The organism is Hydrogenimonas sp., assembly GCF_029933015.1.
Classification (GTDB): Bacteria; Campylobacterota; Campylobacteria; order Campylobacterales; family Hydrogenimonadaceae; genus Hydrogenimonas.
On the sequence record NZ_JAOZOZ010000017.1, the window covers coordinates 1 to 21,100 of the forward strand.

General features: G+C 55.2%; 28 protein-coding genes. 7 read left to right on the plus strand and 21 right to left on the minus strand.

The annotated features are described in order from the left end of the window. Nucleotides 1–795, minus strand: a 795-nt coding sequence (locus tag Q1K23_RS02340) for a M23 family metallopeptidase (RefSeq protein ID WP_300361888.1), incomplete at its 3' end; no start/stop codon positions are given. 65 nt (nucleotides 796–860) lie between these two features. Here Q1K23_RS02340 and Q1K23_RS02345 point away from each other — a divergent pair. Next, nucleotides 861–2,186: a hypothetical protein gene (locus Q1K23_RS02345; RefSeq protein WP_300361891.1), complete on the plus strand. Its 1,326-nt coding sequence runs from the start codon at nucleotides 861–863 to the stop codon at nucleotides 2,184–2,186. A gap of 27 nt (nucleotides 2,187–2,213) precedes the next feature. Here the strand turns inward: Q1K23_RS02345 and Q1K23_RS02350 are convergent, their stop codons facing one another. Then, on the minus strand, nucleotides 2,214–3,482 hold the full coding sequence (locus Q1K23_RS02350) for a DEAD/DEAH box helicase (protein WP_300361893.1): 1,269 nt from the start codon (nucleotides 3,480–3,482) through the stop codon (nucleotides 2,214–2,216). Between the two features lie 219 nt (nucleotides 3,483–3,701). Here Q1K23_RS02350 and Q1K23_RS02355 point away from each other — a divergent pair, with 219 nt between their 5' ends. From Q1K23_RS02355 to Q1K23_RS02370, 4 genes are read left to right on the plus strand one after another with little or no spacing between them, the layout of a single operon-like run. After that, nucleotides 3,702–4,316, plus strand: a complete 615-nt coding sequence (locus tag Q1K23_RS02355) for a fumarylacetoacetate hydrolase family protein (RefSeq protein ID WP_300361896.1) — start codon at nucleotides 3,702–3,704, stop codon at nucleotides 4,314–4,316. Further along, nucleotides 4,313–4,723: a hemerythrin family protein gene (locus tag Q1K23_RS02360; protein WP_300361899.1), complete on the plus strand. Its 411-nt coding sequence runs from the start codon at nucleotides 4,313–4,315 to the stop codon at nucleotides 4,721–4,723. The genes Q1K23_RS02355 and Q1K23_RS02360 overlap by 4 nt, the downstream gene beginning before the upstream one ends. Further along, on the plus strand, nucleotides 4,720–5,463 hold the full coding sequence (locus tag Q1K23_RS02365) for a YaaA family protein (RefSeq protein ID WP_300361902.1): 744 nt from the start codon (nucleotides 4,720–4,722) through the stop codon (nucleotides 5,461–5,463). Before Q1K23_RS02360 ends, Q1K23_RS02365 begins: the two co-directional genes overlap by 4 nt. Then, on the plus strand, nucleotides 5,460–6,203 hold the full coding sequence (locus tag Q1K23_RS02370) for an arginyltransferase (RefSeq protein ID WP_300361904.1): 744 nt from the start codon (nucleotides 5,460–5,462) through the stop codon (nucleotides 6,201–6,203). Before Q1K23_RS02365 ends, Q1K23_RS02370 begins: the two co-directional genes overlap by 4 nt. On the opposite strand, the gene Q1K23_RS02375 is transcribed toward Q1K23_RS02370, so the two are convergent. The 8 genes from Q1K23_RS02375 to Q1K23_RS02410 form a co-directional block, all read right to left on the minus strand. Continuing rightward, the gene (locus Q1K23_RS02375) at nucleotides 6,192–6,740 is read right to left on the minus strand and encodes a YtfJ family protein (RefSeq protein ID WP_300361905.1); all 549 of its coding nucleotides are present in this window, start codon (nucleotides 6,738–6,740) and stop codon (nucleotides 6,192–6,194) included. The two genes, Q1K23_RS02370 and Q1K23_RS02375, sit on opposite strands and share 12 nt — an antisense overlap. Then, complete coding sequence (locus Q1K23_RS02380; protein ID WP_300361907.1) at nucleotides 6,737–7,324, minus strand: hypothetical protein; 588 nt, start codon at nucleotides 7,322–7,324, stop codon at nucleotides 6,737–6,739. The genes Q1K23_RS02375 and Q1K23_RS02380 overlap by 4 nt, the downstream gene beginning before the upstream one ends. A 23-nt stretch (nucleotides 7,325–7,347) precedes the next feature. After that, nucleotides 7,348–9,288 (minus strand): transketolase, encoded by a 1,941-nt coding sequence (gene tkt / locus Q1K23_RS02385; protein WP_300361909.1) that lies wholly within the window; start codon nucleotides 9,286–9,288, stop codon nucleotides 7,348–7,350. Nucleotides 9,289–9,375: 87 nt separating this feature from the next. Beyond that, nucleotides 9,376–10,230: a polyprenyl synthetase family protein gene (locus tag Q1K23_RS02390; RefSeq protein WP_300361911.1), complete on the minus strand. Its 855-nt coding sequence runs from the start codon at nucleotides 10,228–10,230 to the stop codon at nucleotides 9,376–9,378. 24 nt (nucleotides 10,231–10,254) lie between these two features. Then, nucleotides 10,255–11,232 (minus strand): PDZ domain-containing protein, encoded by a 978-nt coding sequence (locus tag Q1K23_RS02395; RefSeq protein WP_300361913.1) that lies wholly within the window; start codon nucleotides 11,230–11,232, stop codon nucleotides 10,255–10,257. After that, on the minus strand, nucleotides 11,229–11,564 hold the full coding sequence (locus Q1K23_RS02400) for a YbaB/EbfC family nucleoid-associated protein (protein ID WP_300361916.1): 336 nt from the start codon (nucleotides 11,562–11,564) through the stop codon (nucleotides 11,229–11,231). Before Q1K23_RS02400 ends, Q1K23_RS02395 begins: the two co-directional genes overlap by 4 nt. Nucleotides 11,565–11,568: 4 nt before the next feature. Then, nucleotides 11,569–11,937 carry an aspartate 1-decarboxylase gene (panD, locus tag Q1K23_RS02405; protein WP_300361917.1) on the minus strand — a complete coding sequence of 123 codons (369 nt, stop codon included), beginning with the start codon at nucleotides 11,935–11,937 and terminating at the stop codon, nucleotides 11,569–11,571. A 2-nt stretch (nucleotides 11,938–11,939) separates the two neighbouring features. Beyond that, entirely contained in the window at nucleotides 11,940–12,317 is a 378-nt protein-coding gene (locus Q1K23_RS02410; protein ID WP_300361919.1) for a (2Fe-2S) ferredoxin domain-containing protein, read from the minus strand. 103 nt (nucleotides 12,318–12,420) lie between these two features. Between Q1K23_RS02410 and Q1K23_RS02415 the strand changes: the two genes are divergently transcribed. Beyond that, the gene (locus tag Q1K23_RS02415) at nucleotides 12,421–13,812 is read left to right on the plus strand and encodes a phospholipase D-like domain-containing protein (protein WP_300361922.1); all 1,392 of its coding nucleotides are present in this window, start codon (nucleotides 12,421–12,423) and stop codon (nucleotides 13,810–13,812) included. A 3-nt stretch (nucleotides 13,813–13,815) separates the two neighbouring features. Continuing rightward, the gene (locus tag Q1K23_RS02420; RefSeq protein WP_300361925.1) at nucleotides 13,816–14,511 is read left to right on the plus strand and encodes an endonuclease/exonuclease/phosphatase family protein; all 696 of its coding nucleotides are present in this window, start codon (nucleotides 13,816–13,818) and stop codon (nucleotides 14,509–14,511) included. On the opposite strand, the gene Q1K23_RS02425 is transcribed toward Q1K23_RS02420, so the two are convergent. The 11 genes from Q1K23_RS02425 to map form a co-directional block, all read right to left on the minus strand. Beyond that, a complete protein-coding gene (locus Q1K23_RS02425) occupies nucleotides 14,486–15,775 on the minus strand; it encodes a UDP-N-acetylmuramoyl-L-alanyl-D-glutamate--2,6-diaminopimelate ligase (RefSeq protein WP_300361928.1) in 1,290 nt (429 codons plus the stop codon). The genes Q1K23_RS02420 and Q1K23_RS02425 overlap by 26 nt on opposite strands. Nucleotides 15,776–15,777: 2 nt before the next feature. After that, nucleotides 15,778–16,353, minus strand: a complete 576-nt coding sequence (locus Q1K23_RS02430; protein WP_300361931.1) for a hypothetical protein — start codon at nucleotides 16,351–16,353, stop codon at nucleotides 15,778–15,780. A 16-nt stretch (nucleotides 16,354–16,369) separates the two neighbouring features. Further along, nucleotides 16,370–16,648 (minus strand): NifU family protein, encoded by a 279-nt coding sequence (locus tag Q1K23_RS02435; RefSeq protein WP_300361934.1) that lies wholly within the window; start codon nucleotides 16,646–16,648, stop codon nucleotides 16,370–16,372. A 127-nt stretch (nucleotides 16,649–16,775) separates the two neighbouring features. Then, nucleotides 16,776–17,126, minus strand: coding sequence for a 50S ribosomal protein L17 (rplQ, locus tag Q1K23_RS02440; RefSeq protein WP_300361935.1), 351 nt, complete (start codon nucleotides 17,124–17,126; stop codon nucleotides 16,776–16,778). A gap of 15 nt (nucleotides 17,127–17,141) precedes the next feature. Continuing rightward, nucleotides 17,142–18,143 carry a DNA-directed RNA polymerase subunit alpha gene (locus Q1K23_RS02445; RefSeq protein WP_300361937.1) on the minus strand — a complete coding sequence of 334 codons (1,002 nt, stop codon included), beginning with the start codon at nucleotides 18,141–18,143 and terminating at the stop codon, nucleotides 17,142–17,144. Nucleotides 18,144–18,164: 21 nt separating this feature from the next. Further along, complete coding sequence (gene rpsD / locus Q1K23_RS02450) at nucleotides 18,165–18,791, minus strand: 30S ribosomal protein S4 (RefSeq protein WP_300361939.1); 627 nt, start codon at nucleotides 18,789–18,791, stop codon at nucleotides 18,165–18,167. A gap of 9 nt (nucleotides 18,792–18,800) precedes the next feature. Next, entirely contained in the window at nucleotides 18,801–19,193 is a 393-nt protein-coding gene (rpsK, locus tag Q1K23_RS02455; protein WP_201351976.1) for a 30S ribosomal protein S11, read from the minus strand. 10 nt (nucleotides 19,194–19,203) lie between these two features. Further along, nucleotides 19,204–19,572, minus strand: coding sequence for a 30S ribosomal protein S13 (gene rpsM, locus Q1K23_RS02460; RefSeq protein ID WP_201351977.1), 369 nt, complete (start codon nucleotides 19,570–19,572; stop codon nucleotides 19,204–19,206). 3 nt (nucleotides 19,573–19,575) lie between these two features. Next, nucleotides 19,576–19,689, minus strand: coding sequence for a 50S ribosomal protein L36 (gene rpmJ, locus Q1K23_RS02465; RefSeq protein ID WP_092912916.1), 114 nt, complete (start codon nucleotides 19,687–19,689; stop codon nucleotides 19,576–19,578). A 445-nt stretch (nucleotides 19,690–20,134) separates the two neighbouring features. Then, nucleotides 20,135–20,353 carry a translation initiation factor IF-1 gene (gene infA, locus Q1K23_RS02470; RefSeq protein ID WP_201351978.1) on the minus strand — a complete coding sequence of 73 codons (219 nt, stop codon included), beginning with the start codon at nucleotides 20,351–20,353 and terminating at the stop codon, nucleotides 20,135–20,137. Nucleotides 20,354–20,363: 10 nt separating this feature from the next. Then, complete coding sequence (gene map, locus Q1K23_RS02475) at nucleotides 20,364–21,092, minus strand: type I methionyl aminopeptidase (protein ID WP_300361951.1); 729 nt, start codon at nucleotides 21,090–21,092, stop codon at nucleotides 20,364–20,366. Between the last annotated feature and the right edge of the window lie 8 nt (nucleotides 21,093–21,100).

Sequence of the window (21,100 nt, forward strand, 5' to 3'; positions counted from 1 at the left end):
AAAAAGCGTCGGATCGACATAAACCCCGTCGATCAGGACGGAAAAATGCAGATGCGGGCCCGTCACCCGGCCGGTCTTTCCCACCAGGCCGATCCTCTGACCTTTGCGAACCCGCTGGCCCGGCTCGACGTCGATGCGTGATAGATGGGCATAAAGCGTCATCAGCCCCTGCCCATGCTCGATGAAAACGAGGTTGCCGCTGAAAAAGAAATCTCCCGCGTCCACCACGTATCCGTCGGAAACGGCTACGACAGGTCTTCCTTCGGGTGCGGCGATGTCGATCCCTTTGTGGGGGCTGCGGGGTTGACCGTTGAAAAACCTGCGCAATCCGAAGGGACTGCTGATCTCACCCTTCACGGGCCGGATAAAATCGATATCCGGGATCCTTTCGGTACGAAACGCCTTGTCTTTGCGTTTCCTTTTCGACTCCGCGCCTATACGCCGCATATCCCGGGGAGCGGGGTTGACCTTGCGTCTGTTTTTGATGATCAGACGCTGCTCGGCATATCTCTTCTCTTCGATCCTGACACGGAGCATCTTCTCTTTTCGCCCACCTAAGCGCCTGTAGACAAAATAGTCCCCCGCTTTCATATCCAGAGAAACGGGAAACAGAAGAGACTTCTCCCCGTCCTTTTCGCATAGAGTGCCGCGATGCCCCATCAGCCGAAGCTTCGAAGAGGCAACCTTGGGGGAGAGCGGGATTTCGACGATACCGCCCGGCACGGAAGAGATCACCGGATCCGCGGCCCATATCGGCACCGCGACGACAAAGAGCCATACAAAAATACTTTTCATAAAGCAGATTATATTCAAGAATCTCTCCAAAAAGGAATGCTACCATTGATAAAAAGGAGAAATTTGTGAAATATCCAAAATGGCTGGCAGGGATAGTCTTTCTGTCGATACTCTCCCATGCGACGGCGGTCTATCCCGAAACCGGAAAAAAACCTGTCGACAATCTCGAAAACTATCTCGAGTATCTCACCGACGATGCGATGGATTTCAAATGCACCGAAGTCTCCGGAAAAGTCCGGTGCGTAGAGACCGGTTTTGCGGCGACCGAAACCGACGAGAACAACGCCACCGTCAAAACCCGATTCGATCGGCTCGAACTCCTTTTCGACCATGCCGTTCTCTCTTTCTTCACCTCCGAAAGCTTCGAGAGGGCGATGGCCGAATGCAAAGCGGCGGAAAAAGCGGGAAGAGGCGGGAAAGCGCCCCAAAAGCCCGTTCCGACACCCCTGAAAGACACGATGGACCGGGCCCTGTGGCGCACTCTCGACAAAATGGTCCTCGAAAACTTCCGTGTGGACGTCTCCAGCCCCGAAGCCCACACATCCGTCGGTGAAGTCGTCTACGAAAACGGCATGAAAACGGACGATGGCAACATCTCTTTCGACGACCGGATTTTCGGAACGATGTCGCTGCGCTACAGGGATTTCAGGGCCGAATCCAACGACACGAAGGATTCGGCCTATCTGACCCTGACCCATCGGCTCGAAGAGTGGCTGGAAACCGACGATTCGGCCCGGGCCGACTATGTGGGAGAGAGGCTGCAGAGGCTCTATGCCGAAAAGATGGGATCCCCGGGCAGCGGTAGCATCACGCTGACGACCTCCTACCGCGGCGACGATGCGCTCTCCATCCGCCTCGAAGCTTCGGGAGAGAGCGCCTACGGCGACAGAAGCCATCTGTCTCTTACCGGAAAGCTGCACCGCCTCTCGGCCATTTTCCCGCCAAAAAGCGGAAACGAAAAGAGTCTAAGCGGCACAAAACCGGGAATGCCCGACTTTCTCTTTCTCTCCCTCGACCTCAACAGCACCATGAACAACAGAGAATACCGCCGACTCCTCGAAAAAGACAAAACGTTCCGCCGCTACATCATGCAGTATGACAGATTGATAGGCGAAAGGTACGACACGGAAGTGAAGCGTTACGGCAAAAACCCGACGGTGGCGGGATGGTTCGAAGAGGCGAAAGAGGCGTTTTCGAAAATCGTCAGAGGGGAAGCGAGGCGGTTCGGTCTTTCGGTCAGAAACAAAACCGGGGCGACAGCGATGCAACTGGCGGGGATGGTGATCGGTCAGCTGGCGATCATGGGGGACAAAATGACGGAGGAGGAGCGGGAGAAGATCATTCTCGACACGGCCGCTCAGCACCTCGATATACGAATCGAAGCGAAATAGCCCACCCGAACGGGTGGGATATCGGCTCTAGGCGCGGTCTCTTCGCTTGAAGTTTCCGCCGCGCTGGGGACGGGACGCACCACGTTCTCCACCTCCGAAACCTCCCGTGCTTTTGCGACGGCGGTTGCCACCGCGTTTCTTGACGGGCTCGGCTTTGATGGAGGGATCGGGATGATACCCTTCGACCAGCACCTTCTCGATGCGGCTGTCGGTCAGCTTCTCGATACGGTGCAGAAGATGCTTCTCGTCGATACATACCAGGGAGAAGGCCTCTCCCGCGTTGCCGGCGCGGCCGGTACGGCCGATGCGATGGACATAATCTTCAGCCACTTCCGGAAGATCGAAATTGACCACCTGGCCGAGTCTGTCGATGTCGATACCCCGTGCCGCCACGTCGGTGGCGACCAGGACGCGGACACGGCCGTCCTTGAAGGCTTTGAGCGCCTTCATCCGCGCCGCCTGGGTCTTGTTGCCGTGAATCGACGTGGAGGGCAGACCGTCCTGGGCCAGACGCTTCGAAAGTTTGTCGGCACCGTGCTTGGTCCGTGTAAACACGAGAACCTGCTGCCAGTTGTTGGTTCCGATCAGGTAGCTCAGCAGATCGGCTTTTTTGGCTCTGTCCACCGGATGGACCGTCTGTTTGACGCGCTCGGCTGTCGTATTGTCGGCGGCGACGGCGATCATTTCGGGTTCGTGCAGAATCGTTTTGCTCAGTCTTTTGATCTCGTTACTGAAAGTCGCCGAAAAGAGCAGGGTCTGACGATGGTGGGGCAAAGACGCGATGATCTTTCTGATATCGTGGATGAAGCCCATGTCGAGCATTCTGTCCGCTTCGTCGAGTACGAGGGTCTCCACGTGACTCAGATCCAGATGGCCCTGGTTCAGGTGGTCGAGCAGCCTGCCGGGCGTGGCGACGACGATGTCGACACCGCTGCGAAGCGCCTTGGTCTGGGGGTAGATGCTGACACCGCCATAGATTTCGACGCTTCTGAGCCCCAGATGGCGGCCGTAGGTCTTGACGCTGGCGTGTACCTGGGCGGCCAGTTCGCGGGTGGGAGTGAGTACCAGGGCGCGGATACGGCGTTTGCCGTTTGGTTTGTGGCGGAAGAGTTTCTGGAGCATCGGCAGCGTGAAGGCCGCGGTTTTGCCTGTACCTGTCTGGGCGGCTGCCAGCAGATCTTTTCCGCTCAGCACGACGGGAATCGCCTGCGCCTGAATCGGTGTGGGTTCGGTATAGCCCTCTTCTTCGATGGCACGCTGGATGGGTTGGGCAAGTTCGAGTGACTTGAATGACATTATGGTTGGTTCTTTCCGTATTGACCCGCTTGATTGTTCGGTCCCGGGCAAGACATGGGTATGAAATTTTGTGTGAGTTAAGTCTAAAAGAGGAAAATTTGCAGATTCGTTAAAGCTTGACTCGCTCCGCAGAGCATCAAAAGAGAGACCGAAAGTCTCGATTGCTGGCCGGAGTATAGCGGAAGATGGAACGTTTGTAAAGGGCGCTATAATATCGCCATGAAAACAATCCGCTTTTACGACAGAACCATCACGCCGTCCAAAATCGTCTGCGTCGGACGCAACTATGTCGAGCACATCGAAGAGCTGGGCAACGAAATGCCCGAAAGCATGGTGCTCTTTTGCAAACCCAACTCCGCCATATCCGAAAATTTTCGGTGGTTCTCTCCCCATACACGCTTCGAGGGGGAGCTCTGCCTGCTGATGGGCCAGAAGGGCAGGATCGCGGGCATCGGTTTCGGCTTCGATCTGACCCATGCCGACATCCAGAACCGGCTCAAGGCCAAGGGGCTGCCCTGGGAGCGGGCCAAGGCTTTCGACGGATCGGCGATCTTCTCCCCTTTCATCACAGCTCCCGCCGAACTCGCCGGAATCGGCTTCCGGCTTCTTCGCAACGGCGAGTTGGTCCAGGAGGCCCGCTACGATCTCATGATCCACAAACCCCGTGCCATCGTCGAAGAGATAGACGCTTTCATGACCCTCGAACCGGGCGACATCGTCATGACAGGCACGCCCAAAGGGGTCTCGACCTACGAAAGGGGCGACCGCTTCGTCGTTGAAATTTTCGATCAGGATGCTATACTGCTGAAAAAAAGCTGGAGCGTCACGGAATGATCGACAAGGAAAAACTCCCCACCGTCTCGTTCGAAGAGATGAACCGGGTCCACTACGAAGAGACGGAGCATATCAACAGGGTGCTCGAACGCCTCGAAAACGGTTCGGAGATCTCCGAAATCACCGAAGCGATGGAGAAGCTGCTCGAACATATGCGGGAGCACTTCGATTTCGAGGAGTCGCTGCTCAAAAACAGAGGGTTCGGCATGTTCGACATCCACCGGTCCGACCACAACAGGATTCTCAACGAAACCCGCATGGCCTACATGAACTGGAGAAACTTCAAAGACCGCGACGCCCTGAAGGAGTTCATCGAAGAGGATTTCATCGAATGGCTGAACCTGCACATCCAGGCGATGGACAGCGTGGCGGCCGATTTTCTGACACAAAGTGGAGCCGCCCGATGACCATACTCTTCGCTCCGAGCGAGGGGAAGCGCCCGGGCGGCACCCTCCCACCCGTGGACGAAGGGGCTTTCTGTCTTCCCGAACTCTACGACCGCCGCCTCGAAGCGATAAGACGCTACGACGATTTCATACATGAAGCGGATACGCAAGATCTGAAAAAGCTCTTCGGGGTCAAGGAGGAGAAACTGCTGACGCGCTATCGGACCGACATCTTCGACGCCCCGACGATGAAAGCGGTAGAGCGCTACGACGGCGTCGCCTACGACCACCTCTGCTATGCCGATCTTTCCGAAAAGGCCCGAAACTACGTCGATGAACACCTGATCATATTCTCCAACCTCTTCGGGCCGATCTGCGCCAAAGACCGCATTCCCGACTACAAGCTCAAACAGGGCGAGCGGATCGGGGATTTCGTCCCGGAAAAGTTCTACAGGGAGCATTTCGGCGAAGCGATGACCGCCTATCTGCGAAACCGCGGCCCCATCGTCGATCTGCGGGCCGGTTTCTACGAAAAGTTCTACAAAATCCCTCTGCCCCATATCACGATGAAATTCCTCAAAAACGGCAAAGCGGTCAGCCACTGGGCCAAGGCCTACCGGGGCATCGTCTTGAAAGAGATGGCGAAGCGTGCTATCATGGATGAAAGGAGTCTGATGGCGATGGATGTCGAACATCTCTCCGTCGTCGAAATCATCGAGAGGAAAAACAGAAAGGAGATCGTTTACGAGATTGCACCATGAATATCGAACGAACCAGTGAACACTCCATCGATTTCTGCATGCTCGACTATCAGTGCAGCTACCTGCCCGAAAAGAAGACGCGGATGTTCTACCGCTATATGCGGCACGCGAGCAAAGAACACGTCACCGAACTGATACGTCGCGGCTGGCGCCGGTTCGGATGCTACTTCTTCCATCCGATCTGCGCCGGCTGCAGCGGATGCAAGAGTCTGCGGATCGATGCGGAAAACTTCACCTTTTCCAAATCCCAGCGGCGGGTCATGAAGAAAAACCGCGACACCCTCATCTACATACGCAAGCCGAGCATGACCCGGGACCATCTGGATCTCTACAACCGTTTCCACAAACACAAAAGCGAGACGAGCGGATGGAGCTACACACCTGTCAATTCCCATCTCTATTACGAAAACTTCGTCGACGGGGCCCACAATTTCGGTAAAGAGGTGCTCTATTTCATCGACGAAAGACTCGTCGGCGTCGATCTCATCGACATCACCGACGACGGAATCTCTTCGATCTACTTCTACTACGATCCGGACTATTCGAAATACTCGCTGGGGACCTATTCGCTGCTGATGCAGATACAGTTCGCCAGGCAGCTGGGGCTCAAATGGATCTATCTGGGGTACTGGGTCGAGGGGTGCCGGTCCTTCGCCTACAAGATGAACTTCAGACCGATGGAGATACTCGACGGCTTCCCTCCCCTGGAGGAGGAGCCGCAGTGGCGGCTACTGGCCTGATGCGCCCATATGGGTACGAATGATCGAAAAGATCGTTTCGTACTCGTTTTCGGGGATCTTTCCCGCTTTGGCATAGAGGACTTCGCCCTCCTTGGAGAGAACGACGAAATTGGCGTCGTCGTCCTTCATCCGCCACACTTTCACACCCTTTTTGTGCAGATCTTTCACATAGATCGTATCGGGGTACTTCTCCTGTTTGCGCTTCAAGGCGGCGGCGATGGCGAAGTTGGGCATCCACGTGGCCGCCATGTTGACGATGGCGACCGACCGATAGCGGCTGCGATCGAAATGTTTGGCTTTGAGAGCTTCGGTGAAATCTTCGTTGAGGCTCTTCTTGTCCGGATCGACGTAAAAGAGGACGGTCACCTTGCCTTTGAGCGTGTCGCTATCAAAAGGGGTGCCGTCGACTCTGCCGCCCTCTTTTCCGGAGAGTGTCATTTTCGGAAGGGTCATGCCCCGCTCCAGGGCCCGAAGCGGTGAAGCATAAAGAAGTGCGAAAAGTACGAGGACAATGGTTGAAATGGACGAAGCTTTCATCTTTGCAGGTTCCTTTCTGTATCGATACCCCGTAAAACCGCCGGGAAAAAAAGCGATCCGAACAAAATAAGCAGATATCCGTCAAGTTCCAATGTCTCTTCGTAAAAATCGTGATGGGGGAAATGGACTTTTTCAAAAAAGTCGCCTGCCAGCAGCGACAAACCCCCGACAAAAACGACGAGTCCCATTTTCGAAAAGATCAGCGATCGCAGCAGGGGTTTGTAGCGGCTGAAGTGTTTCGCGAGATACCCCAGCAAAAAGAGCCACACAACAGCGAGGATGGCGTCTTTGCTCTTTCCGACCGTCAGGAATGCGATCACGCCGGTGACATGAAGCTCTTCGAAATCGACCTCCCTCAAAAACATCGTCAGCCACAGAAGGGCACCCGCAGCCACCACGGCTCTCTCTCCTCTTTTTGCGACGAAGAGCGTCGCGGCGAAGATGGAAAAAGCGATAAGCAGGGTGAAGGCCTGGAGATTTTCGATCAGTTGAAACTCATCGTAGATATAACTCTTGTCCAGAATGATCGCCTGATAATAGAGAATGGCGTCAAGAGCAAGCAGGAAGAGAAGTATGGCAGCCATCCGGCTGCCTGTAATGGGAGATTTCATCGTGCCAGAAGTGCTTCGACCCGCTCGATGACGTTGGGAATCGTGAATCCGAAATATTTGAAGAGCTCGTCCGCCTTGCCGCTGGCTCCGAAACTCTCCATTCTCAATACGTCGTCGGCGAAACGGTACCACTCCAGCCCGCTGGCCGCTTCGATCGCCAGAACCTTCGTCTTCGGATCGATGATCGTGTCGATATACTCTTTGGGCTGCTCGCAGAGCAGTTCGTAGCAGGGGACGGAGACGACGTTGGCCATGATGCCCCGCTCTTCGAGGTGGCATCCGCTCTGCAGCGCCAGCATCACTTCCGAACCGCTGGCGATCAGAGTGACGGTGGCGTTGTCGCGCTTCTTGATCATGTAGCCTCCGTTTTCGACACCGCCGTAGGCGATGTCGTCCTTGAGGACCTTGAGCTTCTGCCGGCTGCAGACGAAGGCGGAGGGCTTCTTCGTTTTTAGGGCGATCTTCCAGCAGGCGACGTTTTCTGTCGCGTCGGCCGGCCGGAAGGTGTAGAAATCGGGAAGCGCCCGAAACTGGCTCAGATGCTCGATCGGCTGATGGGTCGGCCCGTCCTCGCCGACGCCGATGCTGTCATGTGTCCAGACGAAGAAGTGCTGCAGACCGCTGAGCGCCGCGATACGCGCCGCCGGCTTGAGATAGTCGCTGAAGACGAAGAAGGTGGCACTGAAGGGCAGCAGCGGCCCGTAGGCCGCGATACCGTTGGTGATGGCCGCCATCGCGTGCTCCCGGATACCGTAATGGACATTCTTGCCCTTGGGAAAGTCCCCCATATCCTTGAGTTCCGTCTTGTTGGAGGGGGCCAGGTCGGCGCTTCCTCCGAAAAATCCCGGAATCGCCTTCGCGATGGCGTTGAGGATCTTTCCGTTGCTGTCGCGCGTCGCCACGTCACTGCCCGCCTCGAACTTCGGCCATTCGATCGCGTCGAAGTCGGGATGGAGCAGGCGCTCGAGCGCCTCGTTCTGCTCGATGTAGGGTGTCTGCTTGAGCAGGTGGTTCCACTCTCTCTCGGCCAGTTCGCCCTCTTCCACGGCGCAGCGGAAGCGCACCAGCACGTCGTCGGGAATGTAGAACTTCTTCTCGGGATCGAAACCGGCCGCCTCCTTGGCTCTGGCGATCAGATCGTCACCCAGGGGCGCGCCGTGGCTGTTGTGGTCGCCCGCCATCTCCAGGGCGCCTTTGGCGATGATCGTGTGGGCGATGATCAGGACGGGCCGGTTCTCTCTTTTGGCCAGCTCCAGCGTCTCGTCGATCTGCTCGTAGTTGTGGCCGTCGGTTTCGAGCACTTTCCAGTCCTGGGCTTCGAAACGCAGCCGGACATCCTCCGTCCACGCCAGGGAGGTGTCGCCCTCGATCGTGATGCGGTTGGAGTCGTAGATCATGATCAGGTTGTCGAGCTGATACCTTCCGGCGACGGCGCAGGCTTCGTAGCTGATCCCCTCCATCAGGTCCCCGTCGCCGCAGAGGCAGTAGACGTTGTGGTCGATGATTTTCGCCGTTTCCGAGTTGACGATGTTGGCACAGTATTTGGACGCCATCGCCATCCCAACGGCGTTGGCGACACCCTGCCCCAGGGGACCGGTGGTGATCTCCACGCCCGGCGTGTGGCCGTACTCCGGATGGCCCGGCGTCTTGCTGCCCAGCTGCCTGAAGCGCTTCAGCTCCTCCATCGGAAGGTCGTACCCCCACAGATGGAGCAGCGAGTAGATCAGTCCCGTGGCGTGACCGCCGCTGAAGACCAGACGGTCTCTGTTGAGCCATTTGGGATTTTTGGGGTTGTGTTTCAGATGCTTCGAAAGCACGACGGCGATATCCGCCAGTCCCATCGGCGCGCCCGGGTGCCCGCTGTTGGCCTGCTGAATCATGTCGGCCGCCAGGAAGCGGATCGTGTCGGCCATCTTCTTCATCATTTGATTGTCCATAAAAAAGTTCCTTTTTCATTTTGTGGGAAGTAAGGAGTGAGGAGTGGGAAGGATAAAGTCAACTTCTCACTCCTCACTTCTTGCTCCTCACCGCTTTTTGTGTCGGTAGAGATACTTCTCAAGCAGTCGGTTCAGATTTTCCCGCAGAGGCTCGTCGAAAGCCTCCATTCGCTTTTCGAGCTTTTCCGCCAGCTCGTCGGCACGCTCTCTGGATCCTTCGAGACCGAAATGGTTGATATAGCTGTTTTTTTCCTCGTCGTTTCCTGTCGTCTTCCCCGCCGCTTCGCAGCTTTGGGTCGCGTCGATGATATCGTCCTGGATCTGGAAGAGAAGCCCCAGGTCGAGACCGAATTCGAAGAGCTCCCGCTGTTTCTCATCGTCCAGTCCCGCGATGATGGCGCCCATCTTCAGACTCGCGGCGATCAGTTTTCCGGTTTTGTATTCGTGGAGAAAATCGATCTGCTCCGCCGTCAGCTTCTCTCCTTCGAAGTAGCAGTCGATCGCCTGTCCCAGGACCATCCCGCCGATGCCGCCGTTGTAGGCGAGCTCCTGGACCAGCGCGATCTTGACGTCGTTGTGCAGCGGGGCGTCGGCGATGAGATAGAAGGCGTGGGTGTTCAGCGCGTCGCCCACCAGTACCGCCGTCACCTCGTCGTAGCGTTTATGAAGCGTCGGCTCCCCGCGTCTTAGGTCCGCATCGTCCATGACGGGAAGGTCGTCGTGGACCAGAGAGTAGGTATGGAGCATCTCCAGCGCCATCGCCACGGGATAGGCGCTCTCTCTGAGCAGCGGCACGTAGGCGTCCACGACAGCGAGCAGAAGACGGGGACGGAAACGTTTGCCGCCCGCGATCAGCATCGCCTTGAGCGCTTCGTCGAAAATCGGATGGAAACTGGGAGCTTCCGGCAGATTGGCTATCAGATACTCTTCAAATGACTGCATGATCCATCTTTAAAATTTTGCGCATTATAGCGAAGGAAGCGGCAAAAAAAACTGAAAACCGTCACGTTCGAGAAGCAATCTTTCAGGCAGGCTCCTGCGGAGCGAATAACCCGTCAGAACCCGCCGGACATCCGCTTCACTCCTGACATCTGAGCTGTCGATACGCAGAAGTCTGTCGCCGACACGGAAACCGCGTTTGAATCCGCTCCCTTTTTCGTCGATCCGCACGACCGCCAGGTTTTTGTCGAACCAGAGACCGAACCGCTCCAGAAAGGTGTCGGAGAGCTTTCCCCCTCCTCTTCTTTCGAAACACTCCGGATGGAGGGAGATCTTCCGCTCTTTGCGCAGGAGTGTGAGGGCAACCGTTTTTCCGGGTCTGCATCCATCGATCGCTTCGGCTATCTGCCTGAAAGAGGGGCTCCTGTGGCGGCCGATAGCCAGAACGCGATCACCGGGTCGAAGCGGCGTCTTGACGAAAGGATCGACTTCCGAGACACGCCAGCTCCTTCCGTTTCGCGTAAAACGCGCACCGATATCGCCATGGCGCGTATCGCCCCGCAGCAGCCTTCGGATCGAAGCGGCGTCGAACCAGCCCCCATCCCTCTCCACGATGCCCGCCAGCTCGCAGCACTCCCCGAAAAGCGCCCCCTCCCTGCCGGGACTCTTTTTCAGACGGCCGGGATAGATGGCGAAGGGGTAGGCATCGATATCGACGTAAAGAGGGGTTTTCGAGGGACAGAAATGGAGGGGGCCTTCGGGATCGATCAGATGAAAGGGGCGTCGGAGGGGGGATTCGAAGAGACAGAGTCCTTTGAACCTGTCTTCCGCGACGATCTTTTTTCCCCGCGGACATCGGAAGGAGACGAAACGGTTTTTCGCGACACCGTAGGCGGGATGGCCGTCGACAATCCTGTAACTGTCCGGGAAAAACTCGAAACAGCTCCCGGCTCCGAAAACGGAGGAGAGCAGAAGAGAGAGTGCGACGATGTGGCGGAGGATCATCGGCTTTGGCTGCCGCCCCCTCCGCCGAATGGGTTGAGTCCGCCGGCGAACATGCTCATCGCGGCGCTTTTTTTGTTGTCTTCGACCATCTTCATCACATCGTTGATGGCCGAGATGAGAAGGATCTGGAGGGCTTCCTTGTCATCCAGAAGCGAATCGTCGATATCGATATCGATGATCTCCCCTTTGCCGTTGGCGGTCACTTTGACGAGGCCCCCGCCGCTTTTGGCCGTCAGTTCGATCGATTCGTTTCTGGCTTCCAGCTCTTTGGCTTTCTGCTGTACCTCTTCGAGCATCTTGCCCAGATCGCCCATATTCATGCCTTCGAACATCGGCTCAGAGCTCCTCGTGCACGGAAGCGATCGTGTTGCTGTGTTCGTTCATCAGCACGACGGTGGGCTTGTAGGTTTCGAGCTCTTCCTCGTCGTAGGAGGCGTAGGCGACGATGATGATCTTGTCACCGGGGTGCGCTTTGCGGGCCGCGGCGCCGTTGAGGCAGATATCGCCCTTGCCCCGCTCTCCCCTGATGATATAGGTGCTGAAGCGCTCGCCGTTGTTGATGTTGAGAATCTCCACTTTCTGCCCCACCCGCATCTTCGCGGCATCCAGCAAATCCTGGTCGATCGTGATGGATCCGACATAGTTGAGATTGGCGTCGGTCACGGTCGCGCGATGGATTTTGGAATAGAGCATTTCGATCTGCATGATCAGACGGCTCCACTCATTTTCATCATCTGCTCCGGGCTGATCGGTTCGTCCCACGCCTCTTTCTCGATCATGAACTCCTCTACCGGCTGACCGCCGATGATGTGTTCGTCGATGATGCGGTCGATCTTCTCTTTCGTCAGATGGGCGTACATCACGTGGCCCGGCTCGACCAGCATGACGGGACCGTACTGGCAGCGGTTGAGGCAGCCGGTGCGTACGGGCTGGACCGTCCCGATCAGCCCTTTTTCCATCAGACGCTGCGCGAGATGCTGGAAGAGGTCGCGGTTTTCCTCCGTCACACAGCTTGGCCGGGGCATGCCCGGAGGTGAAGACTGCTCACATTTGAATATGTAGAATGCTGGTTGTGGAATTCCCATTTTTCGTTCCTTCGCGTAATTTTGTCCAAATTATAGTGTTTGTCACTTAACATATGTTTACACTATAATTTTAGCAGAATTTACAAAAAAAGTAAGGCGGCACGTGAATCTCTTTCTGCCGGAGGCGCTCTCGGACATCATCTTTACGATCGGTGCGGAACTGCTTATCGTTCTGGCATTCTTGCATATGCTCTCGAGCCGCCGCAGCCCAAGCAGCATGATCGCATGGACCCTGGCCATCTTCCTGGTCCCCTATGCGGCCGTGCCATTCTATTTTCTCTTCGGTCATCGCAAACTGGTCAAAAGATACCAGAAACTGCGGTTCCAGCTCAAGCCCGTCGACGACACGGCGCCTCTGTGCGACCACCCCGTCGAAAAGCTTCTCTACGCCAACGAGATCCCTCCCGCGACACCGGACAACCGTTTCACGATCTGTACGCGCCCCGACGAGGCGTACGAAACCTTCATCCGGCAGATCGACCGGGCCGCGGAGTCTATCGATATCTGCGTCTACGAGATGATCCTGGACGAAACGACCCGTCCGCTGCTCGAAGCGCTGAAGAAAAAAGCGGAAAAGGGCGTGAGGGTCCGCCTGCTGCTGGATTCGATCGGATCGGCCAGGCTCTATCTCTTCTCCAGGCCGCTGACGTCTTTGAAGGAAGCGGGCGTCGAAATCGCGTTCTTCATGCCGTTTCTGCATCTTCCCCTGCGCAACTTCATCAACCTGCGCAACCACAGAAAAATCTACATATTCGACAAAACCACGGTCCTGACCGGGGGCATGAATCTCTCGGAAGCCTACCTTTCGCCCGATCCTCGCAAAGCCCGCTACACCGACCTGCTCTGCCGGATCGAAGGGAAAGCGGCACACTACTATCTGCAGATTTTCGAGATGGACTGGGCCTTCGCCACCCGCGGCGAAGTCTTCCTGCCCGAACCGGTATCCATCACGGCGGGCTCCGCATGCCTGCAGGTGGCGCCTTCCGGTCCCGACACCCCTTCCGACGGCGTCGTCGAAGCACTTTTGAACGCCATCTGCAACGCCACCCGCAGCATCAGGATCTTCACCCCCTACTTCGTTCCCAACGAAGAGTTCGTCAGGGCCCTGACCATCGCGCTCCATCGGGGTGTCGAACTGACGATCGTCACGCCCGAGCGCTCCGACCACATCGTCTCCGACCTGGGACGCGGAAGCTATCTGCGGGAACTCGCCTCCAAGGGCGCCGAAATACTCCTGTACAGGGGCAGGGTCCTTCATGCCAAAGCGATGATTTTCGACAACGACTGTGCCGTGGTCGGCACGATCAACTTCGACAACCGAAGCCTCTTCTACAATTTCGAAGTGGTCAGTTTTCTCTATTCTCGAAAGGATATCGGGATTCTCGCGGACTGGGGAGAGAAACTGATACATAAGAGCGTCCGGTACACCCCGGCCGAGAAGCCGCTTCAGATCCGAATCGAAAACTTCATGCGAATGCTTTCGCCGCTGGTGTAGTCGATGGAAATCTCTCTGCTGTGCTGGAACATTCAGAAACGGTCGATGACGAAGAAGTTCCAGCATGTCTTCGAGAATCTTCTGGAACGCCATCCATCCCACATCGTCGCGATCCAGGAGGTGAGACTGCCCCATCATGGGCACATGCCCCATTTTTTCAAAGCTTTCTCCCATGCACTCAGCTGCAATATCGTGCGAAACAGAGAGTGTTTCGGCGTCATGACACTCTCACGTTATCCTCTCCTGGCATCCGAACCCTATCTTTCACAGATGAAAGAGATCGGTTTCGCCACAAGAAAAAGCGCCGTTTTGACGAAGCATCTTCTGCCAAACGGCAAGACGCTGGCACTTTTGAATGTGCACGCCATCAATTTCGTCCCCTACAGACTCTTCGAAAGGGAACTCGAACGCCTCTCCCTGCTGCTTGCAAAGAGCGAGGAGAGATATCTGATCGTCGCGGGGGATTTCAACACATGGAGCGAAAAAAGACAGCGGCTTCTGTGCCGCTTGATGCGGATGCACCGCCTGAAGAAGGCCAAGCTGCAGAATGCATCGGATATCAAGTCGATCCTCGGCAAGCCGCTGGACCATATCTACTATCGGGGTTTGAGACTGGAACATGCTCTCGTCATCGACACGCCGGTCTCCGACCACAATCCCATTCATGCACTCTTTAGCGTGAAGCCAGAATCTCCCTGATCACTTCTCTGTCGTCGAAGGGAATTCTCTCCTCTCCCACTTCCTGCCAGGTTTCGTCGCCTTTTCCGAGTACCAGCAGCGCCTCTCCGGGCTCGAGATCTTCGAGAGCTTTCGCGATCGCTTCGCGCCGGTCGACGATCTTTTCGACCTTCTCTTTCTCCTCTATGCCCCGTGCGATCTCTTCGATGATAGCGGCCGGATCCTCGCTGCGGGGATTGTCGCTGGTGATATAGACCTTTTTCGCGATGGAAGCGGCCGCCCGACCCATTTTGGGGCGCTTGCTGCGATCCCTGTCGCCGCCGGCTCCGAAAACCACGCGGATCTCTTTCTCCTTCAACGAATCGAGCACCTGCTTGATACCGTCTTCGGTGTGGGCGAAATCGACGATCACGAGAGGCTCATGGCTCACGGTCTCCATCCGGCCCGCCACACCGCCGAAGTTTTCCGCGGCTTCGCAGATATCACCCAGATCCTCGCCGGTCAGCAGATGGACCGCCGCGATCGCCGCCGTGATGTTGTAGAGATTGAAATGCCCCTGAAGCGGCGTTTCGAACGGCACGACCGTTTCGAAATGTTTCAGTACGCCGCTGACTCCGCCGCCGAGCGTATAGGCCATCACCTTGTAGGTGGCGGCGTTTTCGATACCGTAACTGTAGGCGTTTTTGACGTTGAATTTCAAAACCTCCTCGTCACGGTTGATCAGCTTCTTCGTCTCGTCCTGGAAAAAACTGCTCTTGACGGCGCGGTAGGCTTCGATCGATCCGTGGTAGTCGAGGTGGTCGCTCGTGATGTTGGTGTGGATCTTCAAGGCGAAATCTATCCCATCGATACGATCCTGTTCGATGGCGTGGGAACTCACTTCCATGACGAAAAACTCGACACCGCGACGCTTCGCTTCGAACATATGCGCGATCGTCGCAAGAGACGGCGGTGTCGTCAAGGATTTCTCCTCCACCTTCTCGTCGTTGATGTAAAGACCCCGCGTCCCCTGCAGAGCCGCACCATAGCCCAGATCCAGCAACAGCGAATAGATGGCGGCCGCCGTCGTGGTCTTGCCGTTGGTTCCCGTGATACCGACCACTTCCAGCGAACCGAGCCCCAATTCGTCGATCAACCCCTTTGGGTGTACGACGTTCGCACCTCTGGCGACCGCTTCCTCTTCGAAGGAGCGGTTCAGCTTCGTGGAAAGAAACCGGGTCTTGCCGTCAGCCTCGCGGCTGTCATCCGTCACAAGGCCTGTAGAGCCTCCAAAATCGACCGTCACATTCAGCCTTTGATCTTTTCGATCAGATCCTGGATCTTCTCTTCTCCCGGATAGGCGACGGCGGCCCCCTCTATGTAGCGCATCGCCATCTCGTTGAAACCGTTATCCACAAGCTGCTGAAGAAAATCGAGCAACTCCTCTTTTTCCGTGATGACGACACGGGTCGAGAACATGATGTCTTCGAAAGCCCGCCTGAAGCTTCCACGCAGTTCGACGAGCTCCCTGAAGTCGTCGTAGCTGATACCGTTCATCGGTTCGTCACTGCCAAAAAGCGTTCCTTCGAGCAGATCGGAGATTTTCGCCATCGCATCGTCCAACGAGCCGATCATATCCTCGATGATCCGCTCCGCTTCCTCGTTTTTCTCCTCCTTGAGAACCTGGTAGTACTCGAAAAGCGCCTGAGCCTCCTCGTCGTTTTCGAAAGCGATATCGCTCAGTATCGCACCGATTCTCGCCTCTTCGAGACTTGGATGATCTCTGAGCAGAATGCCGTACGTTCTCATCGCCTCTTCATACTCTCCGCGATAAAAATGGTTTTCGGCACGTTCCAAAATTTTTTCGGTTTTTCTGTTTTTCATAGTTTCCTTGACTTCCTTAACCAATCTGATCCCATTGGTTTTCCATACCGACAGGGACGTTGACAACCTCGATTTCAGGATGGATATCCATGCGCATCTGTCTCTCGACGCCGTATTTGAGCGTGTCACCGCTGCTGGCGCACCCTATGCAGGCTCCCTGCAACTGGACGTAGACTTTGCCGTTTTTGACACCGAGCAGTTTGATGTCCCCACCATCCAGTGCCAGTGACGGACGGATCTTTTCTATGACGTTTTCAACCGCCGGATAGAGATCTTCATCGCTGAAAGGTATCATTACTATCGTCCTAAATCGAATTTTGTTCTATCATAACAAAATTGCAGACGTTTGGCAACCGATTTTTAGAGAAATTGAAAGAGTTTAGAAGAATTTAAAGGGGGGCCGGAAGGCCCCTGTATCGAACTCAGACCAGTTCGATGATCGCCATATCCGCGGAGTCTCCGCGGCGCTGGCGAGTTTTGATGATGCGTGTGTATCCGCCGTTGCGTTCGGCATACTTCGGTGCGATCTCTTCGACCAGTTTCTTGGTCGCTTTCTTGTCCTGAAGTTTGGCGAATACGGCACGGTGTGCATTGAAATCGCCTGCTTTGGCGCGTGTAACCATCTTTTCGAAAACGCTTCTGAGCGTTTTTGCTTTGGCGAGCGTGGTTTCGATACGTCCGTGCTCGATCAAAGCGATCGAAAGGTTTTTCAGCAAAGCAGCGCGATGAGAAGATGTTCGGCTAAGTTTGCGATATCCATGTCGATGTCTCATCGTATTTCCTTAAATTTATTTTTTCGTTTCGTCGATTTTCTTTTTCAGCTGTTTCGCTGTCTCTTCGTCCAGCTCTTCCCCTACAGGGAATCCGGCCTCTTCAAGTTTCGCTTTGATCTCTTCAAGCGATTTTTTCCCGAGATTCTTTATCTCTTTGAGTTCGTTCTCGCTCATCAGCGCCAGCTCTCCAACGAACTTCAATCCGGCACGTTCGAGGGAGTTGAAGCTTCGGGCACTGAGACCCAGCGTGTCGAGTCCCTGCATCAGTTTCTTGATGACAGGGTTTTCCGCTGCCGGCGCCGCCGCCTCGGCGGCGATGTCGATATCGAGAATGTTGTTGAAGACCGACATCTGGCGATACATGACCTCGATCGTGTTCTTGAAAGCCGTCACCGGATCGATCTGGCCGTCGGTCTCGATGTTGAAGACGATCTTTTCGTAGTTGGGATTGTCTTCGATCAGCATGTTCTCGATCGTGTAGTTGGCTGCGCGAACCGGCGTGAAGAACGCATCGAGTCCGATGTATCCTTCCGGCAGAGAATCACGCAGCTCCTCACTCGGAACGTAACCGATCCCCTGATGGATCAGGAGGGAAAAATTGAGTTCCGCATCCTCGTTCAGGGTCGCCAGAAAACCGTCCGGTGTCACGACTTCGACCTGATCGTTGTTCAGGTCGGCGCCGGTGATTTCGATCGGGCCGCTGAAGCTGTAGTTCACTTCGACCTTCTTCTCGTCACCTTTGATTTTGAAACGGAGGTTTTTGAGGTTGATGATAAATACGGCAACATCCTCAAGCATCCCGCGTACAGAATCAAACTCGTGCGATGCCCCCTCGATTTTCACACCGATCGGAGCGTATCCGATGGTACTGCCAAGAAGCAGACGGCGGATCGGATGCGCGAGAGAGACGGCGTAACCCGTCTCGAACGGGTAGGCCGTGATGCGCATACGGTTTTCGCCGGTCTGTTCGATTTCGACTTCGCTCGGCATAAAGGGTGATGTTTTGATTCTTTTCATGGGCAACTCGCTTTTTAACTATTATTTGCTGTAAAGCTCGACGATCAATCGCTCTTCTACAGGGATGACAACCTCTTCACGCTCCGGAATGCGTGTGAAGATTCCGAAGACTTTGTCGTGATCCACGTCGACCCACGGAGCGATACCTGTCTGGCGTGTCAGCTCCATGGCGCGCTGGATCTGCGGGTTGTTTTTGCTTTTTTCGCGGATTTCGATCTTCTGTCCCGGTTTGACACGGAAAGAAGGGATGTTCACGCGTTTGCCGTCTACCAGCACGTGGCCATGGGTGACGAGCTGTCGTGCGAAGGCACGTGTCGTCGCGAATCCCATACGGTAGACTACATTGTCCAGACGTCGTTCCAGAAGGGCGATCAGGTTTTCACCCGTGTTGCCTTCCATGCGGTTCGCGTCTTTGAAAAGTCGGCGGAACTGTTTTTCGCCGACACCATACATATATTTCGCTTTCTGCTTTTCGCGAAGCTGAAGGCCATACTGGCTGATCTTCGTGCGGCGCTGTCCGTGCTGTCCCGGTGCGTACGGGCGCTTGTCGATCGCGCTCTTGCCTGCGAGTCTTCTTTCGCCCTTGAGTCCGAGACTCACACCCAGGCGACGTTCGATCTTTTCTACTGGTCCTCTATATCGTGCCATCTCGTCCCCTTATACTCGTCGTCGTTTCGGAGGTCTGCAACCGTTGTGCGGAAGCGGTGTGATATCCTTGAACCACATCACGCGAATGCCTTCGATTGCCCCTACGCTCTTGACAGCCGTTTCACGGCCGCTGCCAGGTCCCTGTACCTTGATACCGACCTCTTTGATCCCATGCTCCATGGCTTTCGCCATCGCATCTTCGACCGCCTGCTGTGCTGCATAAGGAGTGGACTTTTTGCTTCCCTTGAATCCGAGAGATCCTGCGCTGCTCCATGAAATCACGTTGCCCGCTTCGTCCGTTACCGTAATGACAGTGTTGTTGTATGTCGCACTGATGTAGACGACACCACGCGCGATATTCTTTTTGACAATCTTTTTTCTTGCTGCTTTTCTTTTAGCCACTGTTTACTCCTTACTTGCTTGCCGCGCCGACAGTTTTACGTTTACCCTTGCGTGTACGAGCATTGGTTTTCGTTTTCTGTCCGCGAACCGGAAGACCGCGTCGATGGCGAAGGCCGCGATAGTTGCCCAGGTCCATCAGCGCTTTGATGTCCATGGCGACTTTTTTACGCAGATCCCCTTCGACCATATAGTTTTCCTGGATCTCTTTACGGATAGCCGCAGCTTCCTCTTCGCTCAGCTCGTGGACACGCTTGTCGTAGCTGATACCGGTCGCATCGAGAATCTTTCTCGAAGTCGTCAGGCCGATACCGTAAATGTATGTCAGCGCATACTCCATTCTCTTTTTCTTCGGAAGATCAACACCTGCAATACGTGCCATCTCTTATCCTTGTCTCTGTTTGTGTTTTGGGTTGACACAGATGACGCGAACAATGCCTTTTCGTTTGATGATCTTGCACTTGTCGCACATCTTCTTAACCGATGGTCTGACTTTCATTATAAACTCCTTTACACGCCAAATCGGCAAAGCCGCTTTGGCTACGATGACTCTGCGTCCGCTTCGGCAGCGGGCCCGCCACGCTGGCGCGGCATCGATGAAAACTGCTTCGCTTTTTCATCGGGAAACGCAACATGCCTACTGGAAAACACAGAGCAACGCATACCTGTTGACCCGGAGCGGAGCGAGCAAGAAGCGAGCGGGAAAAATCGCTACGAAAGCGACAAACCGCTCACTACTCTCTACTCACTACCTACTCGTTCGAAAAAACCACTGAAAGCGGTTTTTGCACTGAACAACAAATCCAAAAATATGGAATTTGTCCCCGAATTAGGTTTGGCGAGTGACGGCCAAACCGACCCTTGCATAAACAGTGCGATTTATGCAAAACTCCTTCACGTAGATGGAAAAGGGGATGGAATAATACCTTAAGCCAACTTACAGCTTACTTATATCTGTAAGTTATGCGACCTTTGTCGAGGCTGTAGGGTGTCAGCTCCACCTTGACCCTGTCTCCCGGAAGGATACGGATGTAGTGCATACGCATTTTTCCCGCGATATGACACAAAACCACGTGTCCGTTCTCCAGTTCCACGCGAAACGTCGCGTTGGGAAGCGCTTCGATCACTTTACCGTCAATCTCGATGACATCATCTTTTGCCATGTTTTCTCCTTTATGGTTGCGAGAGTATTACCGCTTTGTTTCCTACGACTGCGACCGTGTGTTCGTAATGGCTGGTACGCATACCGTCACGGCTTACGACCGACCATTTGTCCTCAAGTATCTTCGGCGTCCCGTCTTTCTGGCAGATCATCGGTTCGAGACAGAAGACCATGCCGTTTTTGATCTTCGGTCCGCTTTTGGGAGATCCGTGTTCCAGATAGTTGGGGATTTCGGGTTCTTCGTGCGGCTTTCTGCCGATTCCGTGACCGCAGAAGTTCAGCAGCGGCGTATATCCGCGGGATTTGATGAAGGTTTCGAGCTCGAGACTGAGCTCTTTGAAACGCATCCCCGGCCGGATGATTTCGATCGCATGATAGAGCGCGTCTTTTGCGCAGGCGATCAGTCTTTCATCCGATTCGGATATGGTCCCCACCGGCATCGTAATCGCCGCGTCGCCGTACCAACCTTCCACTTCCGTACCGATATCCAGACCCAGAATGTCACCCTCTTTGATTTTCGTATCGTCGGGAATGCCGTGGATGATCACTTCGTTGAGAGAGGTACAGACAGCGGCCGGAAAACCGTAGAGACCTTTGAATGAAGGCCGCGCTCCTTTGGAGCGCAGGAACTCTTCACCCATCCGGTCGATCTCTTTGAGGGTCATGCCGGGTTTGACACTCTCCTGCAGATACTGGAGCGTCTCCCCGACAATCTTGTTCGCTTTGCGTAGTTTCTCGATCTCGGCAG